Source organism: Acinetobacter sp. YH01018 (genome assembly GCF_013420295.1).
Lineage (GTDB): Bacteria > Pseudomonadota > Gammaproteobacteria > Pseudomonadales > Moraxellaceae > Acinetobacter.
Window position 1 is genome coordinate 131700 of the sequence record NZ_VOYL01000002.1, and the last position, 17844, is coordinate 149543.

The window sequence follows — 17844 nt, forward strand, 5'->3', positions numbered from 1 at the left end:
AAAAAAATTGAAAGACTTGCTCGATATCATGCGCAAAAAGACGGATTCTGATGGTCATGCTCCAGTAGAGTTTGATCGCATCCGTATTGGTCTTGCGTCACCAGAAATGATTAAGTCATGGTCTCATGGTGAAGTTAAAAAGCCAGAGACAATTAACTACCGTACCTTCAAACCTGAACGTGACGGTTTGTTCTGTGCCAAAATCTTTGGTCCGGTAAAAGATTACGAATGCTTGTGTGGTAAATACAAGCGTATGAAATACAAAGGCGTCATTTGTGAAAAATGTGGCGTTGAAGTAACAACTGCGAAAGTTCGTCGTGAGCGTATGGGTCACATCGAATTGGCTTCTCCAGTTGCGCACATCTGGTTCTTGAAATCATTACCGTCTCGTATCGGTCTTCTTCTAGACATGACTTTACGTGACATCGAACGCGTATTGTATTTCGAATCTTACGTGGTCACTGACCCAGGTATGACTCCAATGGAGAAATACCAACTTCTGAACGATGAAGAATACTTCACGGCGTTAGAAGAGCACGGTGATGAATTCACTGCAAAAATGGGTGCAGAAGCTGTTCAGGACCTGTTGAAAGACATCGATCTTGAAGCTGAAATTTCACGTCTTCGCGAAGAAATTCCTAACACAACTTCAGAAACCAAGCTGAAAAAAGCGTCTAAACGCTTGAAGTTGATGGAAGCGTTCAAAGAGTCAAACAACAAGCCAGAATGGATGGTATTAACTGTATTGCCAGTTCTTCCACCAGACCTTCGTCCGTTGGTTCCGCTTGAAGGTGGACGTTTCGCGACTTCTGATTTGAACGATCTTTACCGTCGTGTGATTAACCGTAACAACCGTTTAAAACGTCTTCTTGACCTTGCTGCTCCAGACATTATCGTACGTAACGAAAAACGTATGCTGCAAGAGTCTGTAGATGCATTGCTTGATAACGGTCGTCGTGGTCGTGCAATTACCGGTTCGAACAAACGTCCGCTTAAATCTTTGGCTGATATGATCAAAGGTAAGCAAGGTCGTTTCCGTCAAAACTTACTTGGTAAGCGTGTCGATTACTCTGGTCGTTCGGTTATTACTGTAGGTCCAACTTTACGTTTGCACCAATGTGGTCTTCCGAAGAAAATGGCACTTGAATTATTCAAGCCATTCATTTTCGCAAAACTGCAAGCTTCTGGCCAAGCAACAACCATTAAAGCTGCGAAGAAAATGGTTGAGCGCGAAACTCCAGAAGTTTGGGACGTTCTTGCTCACGTGATCCGTCAACATCCAGTGATGTTGAACCGTGCGCCTACACTTCACCGTTTGGGTCTTCAAGCATTTGAACCAACCCTGATTGAAGGTAAAGCGATCCGTCTACACCCACTCGTATGTGCTGCATTTAACGCCGACTTCGACGGTGACCAAATGGCGGTACACGTACCATTAACACTTGAAGCTCAGTTAGAAGCTCGTGCGTTAATGATGTCGACCAACAACATCTTGTCACCAGCCAACGGTGAGCCAATCATCGTACCTTCTCAGGACGTGGTCTTGGGCTTGTATTACATCACGCGTGATGCAATCAATGCCAAAGGTGAAGGCATGGTGTTCGCGGATACTGATGAAGTAAACCGTGCACTTGCAACAGGTCAGGTAGATTTACACGCTCGCGTTAAAGCACGTGTACACCAGACTGTGATTGACGAAGATGGAAACCGTGAACAGCAAACCATTATTGTTGACACGACTCCAGGCCGCTGTCTGCTTTGGGAAGTTGTTCCTGAAGGGATGGACTTCCAGCAAATCAACGTTGAGATGACGAAAAAGAACATCTCCAAGTTAATTAACTCTTGCTACCGTAAATTGGGTCTGAAAGATACCGTGATCTTTGCTGACCAATTGATGTACCTGGGCTTCCGTCAAGCGACTCGTTCTGGTGTATCTGTTGGTATGGAAGACATGCTCATTCCACCAGCGAAATACTCGATCATCGAAAAAGCAGAAGTTGAAGTTCGTGAAATCGAACAACAATTCGAACAAGGTTTCGTAACTGCCGGTGAACGTTATAACAAGGTAGTCGATATCTGGGCGCGTACCAATGACCAGGTAGCGAAAGCGATGATGGACAACTTGTCTTTCACGACTGTTAAGAACAAACAGGGTGAAGATGAGAAACAGAAATCATTCAACAGTATCTACATGATGTCTGACTCGGGTGCCCGTGGTTCGGCAGCTCAGATTCGTCAGTTGGCGGGTATGCGTGGTTTGATGGCGAAACCAGATGGTTCGATCATTGAAACCCCGATTAAAGCAAACTTCCGTGAAGGTTTGACAGTACTTCAGTACTTCATTTCAACACATGGTGCGCGTAAAGGTTTGGCCGATACAGCACTTAAAACAGCAAACTCTGGTTACTTGACTCGTCGTCTGGTAGACGTAGCGCAGGATTTGGTTATTACCGAGCCGGATTGTGGTACTTATGGCGGTCTGGTCATGACGCCATTCATTCAAGGTGGCGATGTCATCGAGAATCTGGGTGCTCGAGTATTGGGTCGTGTTGTTGCTGAAGATGTGAAACGTGCTGGTTCTGACGAAGTGATTCTTCCACGTAATACTTTAATTGACGAAAAAATTGCTGCCTTCCTTGAAGAAGCAGGTGTCGATGAAGTTAAAGTACGTTCAGTTGTAAACTGTGAATCTACATTTGGCGTATGTGCGAAGTGTTATGGTCGTGACCTTGCTCGCGGTCACTTGGTTAACCCAGGTGAATCGGTAGGTGTAATGGCTGCTCAATCAATTGGTGAGCCAGGTACACAGTTAACCATGCGTACGTTCCACGTCGGTGGTGCTGCGAGCCGAACTTCTGCTGCAAACAGCGTACAAGTTCGTAACAAAGGTACAGTACGTTTCCACAACGTGAAAACAGTACAACATGCCAAAGGTCATTTGGTATCGACTTCACGTTCAGGTGAGATCGGTATTGCGGATGATTTAGGTCGTGAACGCGAACGCTATAAACTTCCTTACGGTGCATCTATCTTGTTGAAAGATGGTGAAGCTGTAGAAGCAGGCGGTATCGTAGCGACTTGGGATCCACATACACATCCATTGGTTACAGAAGTTGCCGGTAAAGTACGTTTCAGCCAAATTGCTGATGGCGTAACTGTGACATCGAAAACTGATGATGCAACAGGTATGACTACAATCGAAATCTTGCCAGTGACTTCACGTCCTGCGTCAGGTAAAGATTTGCGTCCAGCGGTTGTATTGGATACCATTGATGGTGGCGAACAGTTCTACTTCTTGCCACAAAATACCATTCTTTCTGTCCGTGATGGCGAAACGATTGGTGTCGGTGACGTTATTGGTCGTGTACCACAAGAAACTTCACGTACCCGTGATATTACCGGTGGTCTTCCACGCGTAGCTGACTTGTTCGAAGCACGTAAACCGAAAGAGCATGCAATTCTTGCTGAAATTTCTGGTGTTGTAAGCTTCGGTAAAGAGACTAAAGGCAAGAACCGTCTTGTGATTACTCCGGATGATGGCTCTGAGATTTACGAAGAGCTTATTCCGAAGTGGCGTACGATTAACGTGTTCGAAGGCGAGCATGTGAACCGTGGTGAAACCATTTCTGATGGTCCGCAAAATCCACACGACATCTTGCGCTTGAAAGGCGAAGTGGCATTGACCAACTACATCGTGAACGAAGTTCAGGACGTATACCGTCTGCAAGGTGTAAAAATCAACGATAAACACATCGAAGTGATCGTGCGTCAAATGTTGCGTAAAGTCGACATTACTGACGGTGGCGATACAAGCTTCATCAAAGGCGAACAAGTGGATTACATCCGTGTTATGAGTGAGAACCAAGCTGTTCTTGCACAGAACAAGTTCCCGGCGAAGTTTGAACGTCAATTGATGGGTATTACCAAAGCATCGCTTTCTACTGACTCGTTCATCTCTGCTGCATCGTTCCAGGAAACAACACGCGTGTTAACTGAAGCGGCTGTAACAGGTAAAGAAGATGACCTACGTGGCTTGAAAGAAAACGTTGTTGTGGGTCGCTTGATTCCAGCGGGTACTGGTCTTGCGTACCACTTGGAACGTCGTCGTCAAGAAGCAGAAGCTGCAGAACATGCGCTGGTTAATGACTTCTCTGATGTAGACCAAGCATTAAGCCAAGCATTTAACCAAGAATTCTAATTCGACGTTAAATGACTCAAAAAAGACGCCTTCGGGCGTCTTTTTTTATGCCTCTGTTTTTGAGAGCATATTGGGGATTTTAGAGAGGGAATAAGTTTTTTAAAAATAAGATCTTGTATGCTCAAATCATTTTTAGGTTAAATAAGATTGAAATAAGCTCATTTCTCCGTAGCGGAATGGCTTTGTATAAATAAATTCACCGCTTGGGTATATGTATTATTTTGCCCAAGTGACTGGTTGATTTCTCTGTGTGAAAGTGGAATAGGCAATAGCTGGGTTTTGGTTCCTGATTTTTGTGCTTGCTGAATAAATTGCTGTGCCTGTATACAGGGTTGGTCTGGCCGAATTGTGGAACAAACAGCGAGAAATGCCGGTAAAGTTTGGTGTACTTGAGATATAGGAGAAAGTGCTTTCCAGTTTGATGGCTGATTACCAAAGGCTTGATCATAAAACCGTGCATGTCGAGTTTGCATAATAATTTCGACATTATAGGCAGCACTGTCTAAAGCCACTGTAGCACGCCAGGGCTGAGGCTGCGATGTCAGCCAGAGGGGGCGTGTAGTGAGTAGGCTGACTAAGTGTGCACCTGCTGAATGTCCCATCAGAACCAAACGTTTAGGATCAGCATGCCAATTTGCAGCCTGTTTCTGGATATAAATAAGTGCTTCTGCAATATCTTGGGTTTGTTGTTGTACGCTGACCTCAGGAACCAATCGATAATTGAGGGAAATAAATACCCAGTTTTGTTTGGTCCAATATGCCACTTTGTTTTTGACTACAGCCGCATTATTTTTATCTCCAGTGGTCCAGGCTCCTCCATGTACCATCACAATTAACGGTGTCAGCGTTTTATCTGGGAAAGCTTTGGTGGGGAAATAGATATCCATGACCTGTTGAGCATGAGGCCCATAAGCAATATTTTTCAGGACTTTGGTTTTATTCATTAAGCTTGTATCAGAAGAATCCGGATAGGCCGATGAATTGTAACAGAACAATGTAAATATCAAGCAAAGGCGTTTTTTCATTCTCGTGATCCTTCCCATTTAAATAATATTAAATAAAGCCGCTGTGTTATTTAAAATTTTTCTTATAAAGTTATGTATCGATGGGAATACTTTAACTTAACTGATTTCTGATTTCTGATTTCTGATTTCTGATTTCTGATTTCTGATTTCTGATTTCTGATTTCTGATTTCTGATTTCTGATTTCTGATTTCTGATTTCTGATTTCTGATTTCTGATTTCTGATTTCGAACAATCGATCTTCCACATGCCGAATCGATTTTTTGGTATTTTAATTAAAATTAAATTACAACATTCAACATTAAAACTTGGAAAAGTAACATTACGCGGATATTAACTTCACACTCATGACGTATGCTGTAACAAATAGCCAAAAGGACATATCTCATGAAAAAGTTAATGAGCGTGATGGCAATGGCAACCCTGTCGACTTTTATGCTGGCAGGGTGTGATTCTATGTCTCCAAGAGAGCAACGTATTGGCGCAGCTGCACTTGGTGGTGCGGTTGGTGGTGGTGTAGGGAATCAGGTTGGTGGCGGTATCGGTGCAGCTGTCGGTGGTGGTGCCGGTGCAGCAGTAGGCAGTAAAACCCAGGGTGGTTCTAACCGTAATGCGACCTATAGTGGTGTCGGTGGTGCTATTGGTTCTGCGGTGGGTAAAAGTATCTTTGGGGGTAATGCCGGAGCTGCCATTGGTGGTGCCATTGGTGGTGGAGCAGGTGCAGCCATTGAAGAGAAAAAACGTTAATGAAGTTTAAAAAATTTGATAAAAAGCGCTTGTTAATTAGGCGCTTTTTTGTCAATTATGGCTGGCCTTTGGTTTTTTTCGGCGGATATAGATGGTTTTTTCTACCTCGGCAATCCGTACGCCCGATTCATCAAAAATATTTACATGATAGTTTCGGTATACCGGGGCGTGATTTTCAGCAAGTCGCTTAATCTGGTCAATTTCTGTTGGATCGAGACGAATATCGGCATACACCGTACCACGACCAGGTGAGAGAAATTGTATGGATGCAGATTTATCCCACACAATGTATTTTGAACCCAAATGATGCATCAAAATCAGCATATATAAAGGATCGACCATTGCATATAAACTGCCGCCAAAATGTACACCGACAACATTTTGATTTTTACGGGTTAAAGGCATTTTGATGCGAATATGGTAATTCGCCAGATCCACCTTATCGATTTCAATCCCTGCACCGCGGTAAGGTGCATAGCGATTTAATAAAAATTTAGAGATAGCAGGAATTGTCTGTAGTTTTTTGAAAAGGCTCATTTGGGTCAATTATTATTTTTCGGCTTCAGAACATACTAAAACACAATGATCAGGCTGGCATTGATCGGATTGCCCAGATTCTGCAATAAATAGGCAATAAAAGAATAGGATAAAAATATATGCAAGCACAAACACAATGGGTGACTACTTCAGATCAGCAGCGGCTTTATGTGAAAACATGGGGCAATGAGGCAAACCCTGCTTTAGTCCTGGTTCATGGCTATCCGGATAATCAGGAAGTTTGGGAGCTGGTCATTCAGCAGCTGATTCAAGATTTTTATGTGTTGAGCTATGATGTACGCGGTGCAGGGAAATCCTCCATTCCGAAACGGATTCGTGACTATCGGCTGGAACAGTTATCTTTAGATCTGGAAAGTGTGGTCAATACCGTATTGGAAGACCATCCTTTTCACTTGGCAGCACATGACTGGGGTTCAATCCAGTCTTGGGAATCGGTGACTGAGCCGAAGTTTCGGGGGCGAATTTTATCTTATAGTACTATTTCCGGGCCCTGTCTGGATCATACCGCTTTCTGGATGCGTCAGCAATTTAAACAAAATAAGCCCAGGTTTTTTAAACAGCTGACTAAATCCTGGTATATCGCGGTGTTTCAATTGCCCTTGTTGGCGCCAGTCATCTGGACTTTATTTACGCCTGAAAAATGGGACAAAGTTTTGCAACAGTTAGAGCAGCAAAAAGATTTACCTTTAAACAGCCATATTGCTGCAGATGGAAAACATGGTATTGGACTGTATCGTGCCAACTTCATCCCACGTTTAACCCAACCACGTCAGCGTTTTGCTGTTTGTCCGGTGCAGGCGATTGTGCTGAAAAGAGACAATTTTGTCAGTCCGGAACTGATTGATGAAATGCCGAAATGGGCAGAAAATTTTCAGCATGTAGAAATAGATGCTAACCATTGGGCAATATTGAGCCAAGCAGAGTTGGTCGCAGAATATATCAAAAAATTTGCGCTAAAAAATAATTGAACAATTCTTTTTGATATAAATTTTAATTAAAATCAATTTCTTGTTGTTTTTTGACTGAGCCGATTTATTTACAGTTTCAAAAGGGTGCATCTGTTAAAATAACGGCTTTTTATCTTCCTTAAAATTTTCATGAATGCAGTAGTAATTGCGATTGCCGTGATGTTTATACTCTCACTGGCACGAGTTTCTGTTGTCTTGACTTTGGTCATTTCAGCGATTATTGGTGGCTTGGTTGCAGGTCTAAGTTTGTCGGATACTGTAACTGCATTTAATGCGGGTCTGGGTGATGGGGCAGAAGTTGCCCTGGCTTATGCGGTATTGGGTGCTTTTGCTTTGGCCTTGTCAAAATCAGGCTTGCCTGATCTTTTGGCCCATAAATTAATTGGTTTGCTGGGTGCGGAAGCCACGCATCAAAAAACCAGAAAAGTAAAATATTTACTGTTAAGCATTTTACTGGTTGCAGCCATTTTTTCTCAAAACCTGATTCCTGTGCATATCGCCTTTATTCCGGTCTTGGTTCCTCCTTTACTTAAGGTTATGAATCACATGAATTTAGACCGTCGTGCGGCAGCATGTGTACTGACCATGGGGTTGGTCGGAACCTACATTTTCCTGCCAGTCGGTTTTGGTTCCATTTTCCTTGAACAAATTTTGATGGGCAACATCAATAAAATTGGTGCAGCCTATGGCTTGCATGTAGAGCGCTGGATGATGCCGATGGGGATGGCTATTCCGGTCATTGGCATGCTGATCGGTACGTTGACTGCTGTATTTTTCAGCTATCGCAAACCACGTCATTATATTGATCGTGCGGTTGCTCGTGTGACCACCATCGATCTGGACAAGCCAATTCGTGCGGGCGAAGTGAGTCTGCAAGCGGATGCCGAAGAACTCAAACATGAAGCAGAACAAGCGCCAGTCATCGCGAAAAAAACCATCTTTATGGCACTACTCGCGATTTCCTTGACTTTGGTTGCCCAGCTGTATTCAGGCTCGATGATCTTGGGTGGACTGGTCGGTTTTGCGGTACTGTCTGCTGCGGGTATCTTCAAATGGCAAGAGGCCGATGATGTCTTCGTTCAAGGCATGCGCATGATGGCATTGGTCGGCTTCATTATGATTTCTGCGGCTGGTTTTGCTTCGGTGATGACGCATACTGGTGACATCAATAGTCTGGTGAATGGGGTAGTGCATCTGATTGGTGACAACAAAGCCTTGGCTGCATTCCTGATGCTGTTTATTGGTTTGTTCGTAACCATCGGGATTGGTTCATCATTCTCCAGTGTACCGGTATTGGCAGTGATTTATGTACCGCTGTGCATACAATTTGGCTTTTCTCCATTGGCTACTGTGGCCTTGATTGGTACCGCAGCAGCATTGGGTGATGCCGGCTCTCCAGCTTCAGACTCAACTTTAGGTCCAACTGCAGGTCTGGGTGTAGATGGTCAGCATGATCATATTTGGGATACGGTTGTTCCAACATTTATCCATTTTAATATTCCATTATTGGTATTTGGCTGGATTGCTGCAATGGTACTTTAATGAATTTTTAATTCATTTTATTGCTTATTTTAAAACATGTATTTAAAATAAATGTTATTAAATAATTAATATAATAAAACCAAGCAATATACTTGGAATATAATCATTAATCTGATTAACATGGTTGGTATTAAAAACCAACTATGTTGATCTGATTAAAATAAATAACTAATATTTTCAATAGTTTAAAAATAAATAAATTTAAAATAATTAATGGCTATTGCATATTAATAATAGGCATGTTTATTATTAATTAATGTTTAAATTTTGTAGTAATTATCCTTCTAGAGGTGATTTAAAATGTTAAAACAAGTTGCTCTTATCGCGTTAATGGGGATGTCTGCTTCTGCAATGGCAGGTAACTGGCAGGTTAAAGTTGGTGCTTCAGCATTAGCTCCACAAAATGATGATAATGGTACTTTAAATGTGCCTTTAGCTACTGGTGGTTCAGCAGCATTAAAAGCACAAGTAAGTAATGAAGTTAACTTCACTCCATCTGTTGAATATTTCTTTAATAATTCACCAATTTCAGTAGAGTTATTGCTTGCATTGCCTTTTGAACATGATGTAAACGTTGGTCCAATTGAAGATGCTGCTTCATTCAAGCATTTACCACCAACCATTACAGCAAAATATAATTTTAAGAACTCTACTCGTTTCACACCTTACATTGGTGTAGGCGCAACTGTGGTTATTCCTTGGGATGAGCAATTATCTCAGACTACTAAAAATGTAACTGGTGCAGAAAGTTTAGATGCTGATGTAGCATACGGTGTTGCTGGTCAGGTCGGTTTTAATTATCAACCAGCTGATGCGAAAAACTGGGGTGTTTTTGCTGATGTACGTTATGCGGATGTGAAAACTGAATTAACTGCAAAAACACCAGATGGCACTAAAGTAAGTTTAGGTGACCTTGAAGTTAACCCTTGGGTTTACACAATCGGTTATAGCTACAAATTCTAAAATAAAAATAGATATAAAATAAAAACAATAAATCAGCGCCAAAATCCCCATCTCTGATGGGGATTTTTATTTCATCATTCAGTCACAATAAAGTACAGAAATTGAGCACTTTTATCCTGTTTCATCATTAAAAATGCGTTTAAGTTGAGAGTCTACAATAAGCTAAAAAAGCAGGAAAAATCATGAAATTATTCATTGTATGCAAAGTGGTCTTTTTTAGTCTTTTAAGTGGATCGGTTTATGCAGCCAGTTTTAATTGTGACAAAGCAGAAACGTCAACTGAACATGCCATTTGCGAGCACCGTGCCATTAATGATGCCGATGTCAAAATGGCCACCACCTACAATATTATTAAGCGTCTGGTACCGATGGGAACACGTGGTGTCATTCAGGATGAGCAGGTCAAATGGTTACAGTTGCGTGACCAATGTGGCAATTCAAGCCGCTGTTTAACTGAAGTGTATAAAATGCGCCAGCAAAAGCTGAATTTGTATATGGAGCGTGTGTATCAACAAGGGCCTTTTTAAGAAAAATTTATTTGACCCTATTGAAAATTCTTTAACTTACTCCATTCATTAAGCATCCAATAAAAACCATGTAATGAATTTAAGGAGTGATTTATGAGCGAACAAAGCGCACAAAAACATAGTTTCCAGGCGGAAGTAGCGCAGCTATTGCATTTGGTGACGCATTCTCTCTATTCAAACCCTGAAATTTTTCTGCGAGAACTGATCTCGAACGCTTCAGATGCCTGTGACAAGTTGCGTTTTGAAGGGATTAACCATCCTGAATATTATGAAAATGACCCTGACTTGCATGTACGTGTCAGTCTGGATAAAGAAAATAAAACCCTCACTATTTCCGACAACGGTATTGGTCTGACTCAACAGGAAGCGATTGATAATCTGGGCACCATTGCCAAATCAGGCACCAAGGACTTCATGTCTAAATTGTCAGGAGATCAAAAAGCGGATGCGCAGTTGATTGGCCAGTTTGGTGTCGGTTTCTATTCAGGCTTTATTGTGGCTGAAAAGATTACCGTGGAATCGCGCCATGCCGCTGCTGATGTCGCTGACGGTGTACGCTGGATTAGCACTGGCACAGGTGATTTTGAAGTTGAACAGATTAACAAGGCTTCACGTGGAACAGACATTATTTTGCATTTGCGTGACAATGCACTGGAGTATTTAGAATCTTATAAAGTTAAGCAAATCATCAATAAATATTCTGACCATATTAGCCTGCCAATTGAAATGCAAAAAGAAATCTGGCAGCAAGAAGAAGCGGCTGAGGGGGAAGAAGCTAAGCCAGGTCAGATGGTAAAAACAGATGAATGGGAAGCGATTAACTCTGCTAGCGCACTTTGGACCCGCAATAAAAACGAGATCACTGACGAGCAATATACCGAATTCTACAAGAATCTCAGTCATGACTTTGATGCACCTTTGGCCTGGGCCCATAACCGTGTAGAAGGCAGCACGGAATACACACAATTGCTTTATATTCCAAGCAAGGCTGCCAGCAATCTCTTTACCCGTGAAGCCAAAGCTGGCATTAAACTGTATGTCAAACGCATATTTATTATGGATGAAGCGGATAACCTGATTCCAAACTACTTGCGTTTTGTACAGGGGGTGGTAGACAGTGCCGATTTGCCGTTAAACGTGAGCCGTGAATTGCTACAAGAAAGCCGTGACGTGAAAACCATTCGCGAAGGGAATGCACGCCGTGTGCTGACCATGCTGGATACTCTGGCGAAATCTGAAGATGAAAAAGACCAGGAGAAATTCAAAACGTTCTATGCTGAATTTGGTTCGGTAATTAAAGAAGGTCTGGGTGAAGACTTTGGTAACCGTGAACGCATCTTAAAATTATTACGTTTCTCGACTTCCAGCAATGATGAAATTTCAACTTCATTGGCAGATTACAAAGCACGCATGAAAGAAGGGCAGAAAGCCATTTATTACGTGACTGCGGAAAGCCTCAGTGCTGCGAAGAATTCACCACAACTGGAGCTGTTCAAGAAAAAAGGCATTGAAGTGCTGTTAATGGCGGATCGTGTGGATGAGTGGGCGATGGAGTTCATTCATGAATTCGACGGAACACCAATGCAAAATGTGTCCAAGGGTGCAGTAGACTTGGGTGATTTGCAGGATGCTGAAGAGAAGAAAGCACTGGAAGCAGCAGCTGAACAGTTTAAGCCTGTGGTGGACAAGCTCTCCGATTCTCTCAAAGCAAAAGCCCAACAAGTGCGTGTGACGACCCGTCTGGTCGATTCACCTGCATGTCTGGTAACAGGCGAGGGTGAGCTGTCTCCACAGTTGATTCGCATGCTGAAACAGGCTGGTCAGGCGGTTCCTGAATCAAAACCGATCCTGGAAATTAACCCAGAACATCCGCTGGTGAAAAAGCTGGAAGGATCGAACCAGTTTGATGACCTGGCCAATGTGATTTTTGACCAGGCAGTGATTGCAGAAGGCGGTTTGCCTGATGACCCTGCAGCCTATGTAAAACGTATTAACAGTTTATTGCTGAAATAAGTCCTTTTTTCGCGTTAGGTAAAAAACCTCCCTCGGGAGGTTTTTTTATTGCAGAAAAATAGGCGTATGGATGGCTCAACTTGTTATATTGCCCAACATTAGAACAATGCTTCCATACGCACCAATACACCGAGGAAATGGCTGCGATCTTCACGATGGTCATTGAGATAGTTTAAATCGCCCTGTAGAAAAAACCATTCACGTACAAAAGGTTGCCGCCATGAAATATAGGGTCCCCAACTGTTCAGGCGAAGGTCGTTATTATTATAAAAACCGCCGGTATATAAGCCATAAGCAAAACGGTTATTCTGGAAAAATTGATGTTGTCTGAATAAATAATTATCCCAGCTTACATCGTCATCTTGCTTGTCTGCATAGGTCAGGCTGAGCTGATTGGATAAAAACGGCTGATTCGGCCGTGCATGGGTAAGTTCCAGATTGGTTCGCAAGTAGTTTTCACTATCTATGCCATAGCGGTAAATTTGTTCGGCATGAAATCTGAAATCATTTTCCAGTTGCCAGTCTCTGGACGCTTTAAGTCGTACATAAATATCATCCCCTGAACGAATCCCCAAATCCAGATCGGTTTCAAAAGGCAGCCGTTTGGAAAAATCCGACCAACGCAGGGCCAAGGAACTGTTACTTTCTTGCGTTCGTTCACGGTCTAAAGCTTTACTACTGGTGCTACCTGGATTTTCATCGGTAATGGCAACATTATTGTTCAGTTCGTTATCTAAAGAGTCATCACCGAATACCAAACTGATTTTACGTTCCAATGTTGGAAGTTTAATTTTTCCGCGCAGACGTGGGCTAACTTCATAACCATCATGTTTATTCCAGCTGTTATCGATAATCAGGCGTAGGGTTGCTGAAGCTGGATCATTTGGATCGGGTTGCCCAAACCAGTTATCTATTTTATGGGAGCTACGGTCTGTCCAGTTGCGGATTTCATGTTGTTTACGGTCTAGCCAGCTTTGTTTTTCAGTGGCCTGGATCGGAGGGACAATCACTGCATCCGACTGTTGCGGTAAAACTGTCGGCATCGCATCAATCAGGCTTGGAATCTGACTGAGCAAATTAAAATCTGTTTCTGTTGCGTTAAGCTTTTGTTGATCAACCCCGGTTTCAGCTGAGCTTGACCAGCTGACAGTAGACATGAGTCCAGAGATCAACACACATAAGAGGGGGCTTAATAGAGATAATTTTTTTTTCCGCATATCCTTGCTCTTATATTGTCTGATGATGACTAGTCTTGTAAAAAATCACACTAAAAAGCAAGCTCTTGCTACAAAAAATAAAAACTTAATTTGAAATATGCTTTTGAATCTCTTTATATAATTCCCGGCAATTAATCGGGGAGCTGAATTGAGCAGTAATCATCTGAATCATTTGCCAGCTAATGCCATGATGGCGTTCCAATAAAAAATAAGGATAGGCCGATTCATTCTGTGACAGGGCTAAACGTTTGTGCCCATGAATAAGCCGTATTTTTTGCCGTTCTTTGAGTAAAAGTAGCGGTGTTTTAATATCGGCGGCACTTTCATCCAGCTGAATAATTTTTTGGGTTTGAATCAGTTGTGCAGGAATAAAGGGCATATAGTTTTCATCATGCCAGATGCAAATGGCTTTATGCGTATAGACATCAAACAGGGATTCAATAGAGTTAAAATGATCGGCCAGGTCTATCCAGGGAATTGTCTTGATTGCAGCCAGGGCATATTGCTCAGCATTATTGAATAATGGCATGAACTGCATGGCCTGCGTCTGGTTTTCTGCACCCAGTAATGCCAAATATCGAACAAAACAACCTTGCTGATTGATTTGCTCTGCCAGATAAATTGGGTAATGCTGCCATTTTTCCAGGTCTGCACCATGTAACAGTAAATCTAGATACGGGGCAATTTCTGGCAGGCTGGGAATGTCTAAACGATATAGCTGCTGTAATGAGGCTTCTTCGCCAGATAGCGAATGAATACGGGCGACATATTGATTGAGTTCCAGGGTTTCTGCAACATCTTTGATGATAGATGACGGAGCCGCCGTATTCTCTATATCGGTGTGGGCGAGCGTAGAAGCCGCCATCGGCAGATCAGGTTCTACAGCTGAAGACGGTTGCTGAATCTCGGCAGGCTGCTGGCTTTGCTGCGCAAATGTTTCAGTGGCTATCGGCTCTTGATCTGAATACAGCTCAGTTATGGATAAATCCATTAAATTGGATTGTTCATGTTCAGCAATGGTTTGAAGCTCATCAGCAGCTACAGTTAGATTGGTCTCAGTCTCAGTCTCAGTCTCAGTTAAAACACTCGTTAGCTTTGATACAATCAAATTTTGAATCTGTTTGAGTTCGTAGTCTGTTTTTAGGCAACCATAGTTCTGTTGTTGTTGCAGCATCCAGTGATAGGCATCATCCAGATTTTCCCATTCGCTGATTAGGGCTGTACGATTTGCTGCCGGAATTAACCAGATTTTCCAACCGAGTTGAGGATCATGCAAAATAGCCCAGCCAAAATCTGGATGTTGATAAAGGGCTTGCTCTAGCGCTTTACCTTGCTGAAATACGCCACGAAAAGAGAGCTGAAACAGGGTTTGAGCGGCGAAATCTGTAGCTGCTTTTTCGGGCTGGCTATGGGATTTAAATTGTAAAATCTGTTTTTTAAAAATCGGTTCATCACATAAAGCAAAAATGTCTTTTATCCGGGCTTTTGAGCGAGCAATTTCAAAGAAAGATAAGGAACGTTGTTGCAAGCCATCGATGAGTTGATTTAATTCTTGAATCAGCTTGGCTTTTTCTAAGACATTCATGTGCTGATCTCACCTCTAGAGATGCTTTTGCGCTTTTTCTAGATAACTTGCCAATACGATATTAATCGCGAGTTCAAGTAACTTATATTCTGCAGACGTGGGCTGGGAGTAATGCTCAGCAAGCATGATCAACTGATCGGTGTTGATCGTTTGCGGAGGAATCTTGCCTTGAATCAGTGCTTGAAGTTCTTGCATATACACACTTCTTCTTGAGTGAATTATTTATTTAATTGTTTTGATTATATGTATTTAGTAAAAAAAAGCATGAAAAAAAATGTCAGTTTTTGAGTATTTATAGACATAATTTGCAAAAAATGTAAATTTTAAATAAAAAATAAGCAATTTTTTGGCAGGAGAGAGCAGAAATCTGCTGATCAGGCTTTAGCTGTCCTGTTATTTTGCAAAGAAATGGATAAAAAGAAAGTGATGAAATGACAGATTAAAACGATGTTCTGATCGAACATAAGCTGGTGAACAAAATGCCAATTTATGCTGATAAAAAAACCAGACCACATTTGTTTTGTCTGGTTTTTTTATGGATTTTTAGATTAGGCAGCTGTTTTAGATGCAGTCACACTCTGTGTCTCAGCTTTAGCAACTGGTGCTTTTTGTTCAGCATTCACTGTTTCAGTTGCTTTGTTGACAGGAAAATCAGGAGTATAAACAATTTGAGCAGAAAGGTTAGCAGAGCAAGCCACAATAGCAACAGCGATAAGAGATTTAATCAGGTTCATCATCATTTTCCTTTAGTGAAAGGATGTCTGGTTCATTCAAAAATGAAGCAGGCAAGGAGAGAAATAAAAATAAATTTCATGTGAATGATATCAAGAAGTGATTGAATAAAGTAAGGAGGTGAGAGCGAAAAAAGATGAACGGTGAGTTTAAAATATTATATAAATCATATATTTAGAGTTTTTGCTCTAAGAAAGACTGTCTGTTAACAATCTGTCTTAACTGCTTTGAAAATATATAAAAATTATTTTGCATGGCATTTATTTTGGTATTTTTTTTCGTAAACCTTTCCCGCCACACCTCCAATAATGGCACCACTAAACGTACCGAAAACGGGTAATACACTACCAGCCACTGCACCAATCAGTACGCCTTTGAGCGTGGGTGAAAAAGGAGATTTTGCTGATGTACTTTGTTCTGGACTGGTATCAATCATCGGATCTTGTATTTCAGTGTTCATATTTACCTCTATAAATTTCATGATTAGGAACTCAGATATTCCGCATATTAGCCTAGCGAATTGCGCTTTTAATTGTGTCCAAACCTTGTATAGATAAGTTGTCTTTTGTAAGAGGTTCAAAGCAAATAAGGGTATTGTGACCCGGCTGTAAGTTTTTGCGCTGTAATGTTAAAACTCACTTTTTTATTTAGAAAATGTCCTATGATCTGGACTCAAAATAATAAAACCTGAGGTAAAAACAATGGCTATCGCAAAAGTGGTTGAAGTGAATTCAAGCAGTAATAAAAGTTTTGAAGATGCTATTCAAAGTGGCATAGATAAAGTGACCGAAACAGTGAAAAATGTGCAGGGTGCATGGATAAATGAACAAAAAGTGGTGATTAAGGATAATAAAATTACAGAATATCGGGTGAATTTAAAAATTAGCTTCTTGGTTGACTGAATTGAATAGATCAATGAATCTTAAAATAAAAAATCCCCAAGGACTGGGGATTTTTTTATTGACTTGCTGTAGTTAAGACTTCAGCTTATTTTTCCGGAACATCACACTGATCTTCTTTACAGATTGCGCTATCTTCAGCAACTATGTTGTCTTGTTGAGGTGCTTCAAGAGCTTTTTTCATCACCTGTAAAAATACTTCACGTGGCTGTGCACCCGCGAGTGCGATCCGTTGATCAAAGACAAAGAAGGGTACCCCGGTCACTTTGAGCTGATCACGTGCTACTTCTTCATCAAATTTGACAAAATCTGCAAATTCGTCTGAATTGAGCACATCATCTACTTCAACCGGATTTAAGCCAATACGGGCTGCAACATCTTCCAGGGTTTCACGTTCACCAATGGCTAAACCTTGGGTCATATAACTATAGAAAAAGGCTTCTTTGGCTTCGGAACCCAAGCCTTTGCTTTGTGCCAAATGAATAATACGGTGAGCATTGAAGGTGTTGCCTGAATTGGCATTTTCCCAATTGAACTGAATACCTTCTTCTGCAGCCATTGCGGCAATATTGCGCTGCATTTCTTCAACTTCAGTCAGAGTACGGCCGTATTTTTGCGCCAGACGTTCAGAGTTGGATACTTCCTGGCGAACAGGTGCTTCCGGGTCAAGTTCATAACTATGCCAATGAACTTCAAGTTCTAAACCTGCCTGTTCAGCAGCAGCTTCCAGACGTTTTTTACCAATATAACAAAATGGGCAAACTACATCTGACCAGATATCTACGCGCATGAGAGTTCTCTTATCTTTTCTTGCTTCTATTGATGGGGATTCGGATCAAAATTTAAAGCATCTAAAAATGAAAAATCAGGAA

At 41.7% G+C, this 17844-nt stretch carries 16 protein-coding genes; 8 read left to right on the forward strand and 8 right to left on the reverse strand.

From position 1 onward, the window contains the following. The first annotated feature begins 7 nt into the window (after positions 1-7). Complete coding sequence (gene rpoC / locus FTT83_RS01595; RefSeq protein WP_180042026.1) at positions 8-4198, forward strand: DNA-directed RNA polymerase subunit beta'; 4191 nt, start codon at positions 8-10, stop codon at positions 4196-4198. 158 nt (positions 4199-4356) lie between these two features. Here the strand turns inward: rpoC and FTT83_RS01600 are convergent, their stop codons facing one another. Beyond that, on the reverse strand, positions 4357-5223 hold the full coding sequence (locus tag FTT83_RS01600) for an alpha/beta hydrolase (protein WP_166168486.1): 867 nt from the start codon (positions 5221-5223) through the stop codon (positions 4357-4359). Positions 5224-5608: 385 nt separating this feature from the next. Here FTT83_RS01600 and FTT83_RS01605 point away from each other — a divergent pair, with 385 nt between their 5' ends. Then, positions 5609-5968 carry a DNA transfer protein p32 gene (locus tag FTT83_RS01605; protein WP_086197247.1) on the forward strand — a complete coding sequence of 120 codons (360 nt, stop codon included), beginning with the start codon at positions 5609-5611 and terminating at the stop codon, positions 5966-5968. Positions 5969-6019: 51 nt separating this feature from the next. Here the strand turns inward: FTT83_RS01605 and FTT83_RS01610 are convergent, their stop codons facing one another. Beyond that, positions 6020-6505, reverse strand: coding sequence for a PaaI family thioesterase (locus FTT83_RS01610; RefSeq protein ID WP_180043493.1), 486 nt, complete (start codon positions 6503-6505; stop codon positions 6020-6022). A gap of 119 nt (positions 6506-6624) precedes the next feature. Between FTT83_RS01610 and FTT83_RS01615 the strand changes: the two genes are divergently transcribed. The 5 genes from FTT83_RS01615 (at position 6625) to htpG (ending at position 12539) form a co-directional block, all read left to right on the forward strand. Next, positions 6625-7494, forward strand: coding sequence for an alpha/beta fold hydrolase (locus tag FTT83_RS01615; RefSeq protein ID WP_180043490.1), 870 nt, complete (start codon positions 6625-6627; stop codon positions 7492-7494). A 129-nt stretch (positions 7495-7623) separates the two neighbouring features. Next, positions 7624-9036: a Na+/H+ antiporter family protein gene (locus FTT83_RS01620; RefSeq protein ID WP_180043488.1), complete on the forward strand. Its 1413-nt coding sequence runs from the start codon at positions 7624-7626 to the stop codon at positions 9034-9036. Positions 9037-9336: 300 nt separating this feature from the next. Further along, the gene (locus tag FTT83_RS01625; protein WP_180043486.1) at positions 9337-9999 is read left to right on the forward strand and encodes an OmpW family protein; all 663 of its coding nucleotides are present in this window, start codon (positions 9337-9339) and stop codon (positions 9997-9999) included. A 182-nt stretch (positions 10000-10181) separates the two neighbouring features. Next, a complete protein-coding gene (locus FTT83_RS01630) occupies positions 10182-10526 on the forward strand; it encodes a lysozyme inhibitor LprI family protein (RefSeq protein ID WP_180043484.1) in 345 nt (114 codons plus the stop codon). A 93-nt stretch (positions 10527-10619) separates the two neighbouring features. Further along, positions 10620-12539, forward strand: coding sequence for a molecular chaperone HtpG (htpG, locus tag FTT83_RS01635; RefSeq protein ID WP_180043482.1), 1920 nt, complete (start codon positions 10620-10622; stop codon positions 12537-12539). Between the two features lie 98 nt (positions 12540-12637). Here htpG and FTT83_RS01640 read toward each other — a convergent pair whose 3' ends face one another. The 5 genes from FTT83_RS01640 to FTT83_RS01660 form a co-directional block, all read right to left on the reverse strand. Beyond that, on the reverse strand, positions 12638-13696 hold the full coding sequence (locus FTT83_RS01640) for a hypothetical protein (protein ID WP_373456097.1): 1059 nt from the start codon (positions 13694-13696) through the stop codon (positions 12638-12640). A gap of 145 nt (positions 13697-13841) precedes the next feature. Continuing rightward, a complete protein-coding gene (locus FTT83_RS01645) occupies positions 13842-15341 on the reverse strand; it encodes a hypothetical protein (RefSeq protein ID WP_180176162.1) in 1500 nt (499 codons plus the stop codon). Positions 15342-15356: 15 nt separating this feature from the next. After that, positions 15357-15536, reverse strand: a complete 180-nt coding sequence (locus FTT83_RS01650; protein WP_086197238.1) for a hypothetical protein — start codon at positions 15534-15536, stop codon at positions 15357-15359. A 353-nt stretch (positions 15537-15889) separates the two neighbouring features. Further along, positions 15890-16075 carry a hypothetical protein gene (locus FTT83_RS01655; protein WP_086197237.1) on the reverse strand — a complete coding sequence of 62 codons (186 nt, stop codon included), beginning with the start codon at positions 16073-16075 and terminating at the stop codon, positions 15890-15892. 242 nt (positions 16076-16317) lie between these two features. Then, positions 16318-16533: a hypothetical protein gene (locus tag FTT83_RS01660; RefSeq protein ID WP_180043476.1), complete on the reverse strand. Its 216-nt coding sequence runs from the start codon at positions 16531-16533 to the stop codon at positions 16318-16320. 241 nt (positions 16534-16774) lie between these two features. Here FTT83_RS01660 and FTT83_RS01665 point away from each other — a divergent pair, with 241 nt between their 5' ends. Next, complete coding sequence (locus FTT83_RS01665; RefSeq protein WP_086197235.1) at positions 16775-16975, forward strand: dodecin family protein; 201 nt, start codon at positions 16775-16777, stop codon at positions 16973-16975. 85 nt (positions 16976-17060) lie between these two features. On the opposite strand, the gene FTT83_RS01670 is transcribed toward FTT83_RS01665, so the two are convergent. Continuing rightward, positions 17061-17762, reverse strand: coding sequence for a DsbA family oxidoreductase (locus FTT83_RS01670; RefSeq protein ID WP_180043474.1), 702 nt, complete (start codon positions 17760-17762; stop codon positions 17061-17063). Between the last annotated feature and the right edge of the window lie 82 nt (positions 17763-17844).

What these genes read in the sequence shown, in the direction of transcription:
- FTT83_RS01620 (WP_180043488.1), top strand. Translation starts at nt 7,624, where the DNA reads ATGAATGCAGTAGTAATTGCGATTGCCGTGATGTTTATACTCTCACTG.
- FTT83_RS01650 (WP_086197238.1), bottom strand. Translation starts at nt 15,536, where the DNA reads ATGCAAGAACTTCAAGCACTGATTCAAGGCAAGATTCCTCCGCAAACG.
- htpG (WP_180043482.1), top strand. Translation starts at nt 10,620, where the DNA reads ATGAGCGAACAAAGCGCACAAAAACATAGTTTCCAGGCGGAAGTAGCG.
- FTT83_RS01615 (WP_180043490.1), top strand. Translation starts at nt 6,625, where the DNA reads ATGCAAGCACAAACACAATGGGTGACTACTTCAGATCAGCAGCGGCTT.
- FTT83_RS01645 (WP_180176162.1), bottom strand. Translation starts at nt 15,341, where the DNA reads ATGAATGTCTTAGAAAAAGCCAAGCTGATTCAAGAATTAAATCAACTC.
- FTT83_RS01660 (WP_180043476.1), bottom strand. Translation starts at nt 16,533, where the DNA reads ATGAACACTGAAATACAAGATCCGATGATTGATACCAGTCCAGAACAA.
- FTT83_RS01665 (WP_086197235.1), top strand. Translation starts at nt 16,775, where the DNA reads ATGGCTATCGCAAAAGTGGTTGAAGTGAATTCAAGCAGTAATAAAAGT.
- FTT83_RS01630 (WP_180043484.1), top strand. Translation starts at nt 10,182, where the DNA reads ATGAAATTATTCATTGTATGCAAAGTGGTCTTTTTTAGTCTTTTAAGT.
- FTT83_RS01625 (WP_180043486.1), top strand. Translation starts at nt 9,337, where the DNA reads ATGTTAAAACAAGTTGCTCTTATCGCGTTAATGGGGATGTCTGCTTCT.
- FTT83_RS01655 (WP_086197237.1), bottom strand. Translation starts at nt 16,075, where the DNA reads ATGAACCTGATTAAATCTCTTATCGCTGTTGCTATTGTGGCTTGCTCT.
- FTT83_RS01610 (WP_180043493.1), bottom strand. Translation starts at nt 6,505, where the DNA reads ATGAGCCTTTTCAAAAAACTACAGACAATTCCTGCTATCTCTAAATTT.
- FTT83_RS01605 (WP_086197247.1), top strand. Translation starts at nt 5,609, where the DNA reads ATGAAAAAGTTAATGAGCGTGATGGCAATGGCAACCCTGTCGACTTTT.
- FTT83_RS01640 (WP_373456097.1), bottom strand. Translation starts at nt 13,696, where the DNA reads ATGTCTACTGTCAGCTGGTCAAGCTCAGCTGAAACCGGGGTTGATCAA.
- FTT83_RS01670 (WP_180043474.1), bottom strand. Translation starts at nt 17,762, where the DNA reads ATGCGCGTAGATATCTGGTCAGATGTAGTTTGCCCATTTTGTTATATT.
- FTT83_RS01600 (WP_166168486.1), bottom strand. Translation starts at nt 5,223, where the DNA reads ATGAAAAAACGCCTTTGCTTGATATTTACATTGTTCTGTTACAATTCA.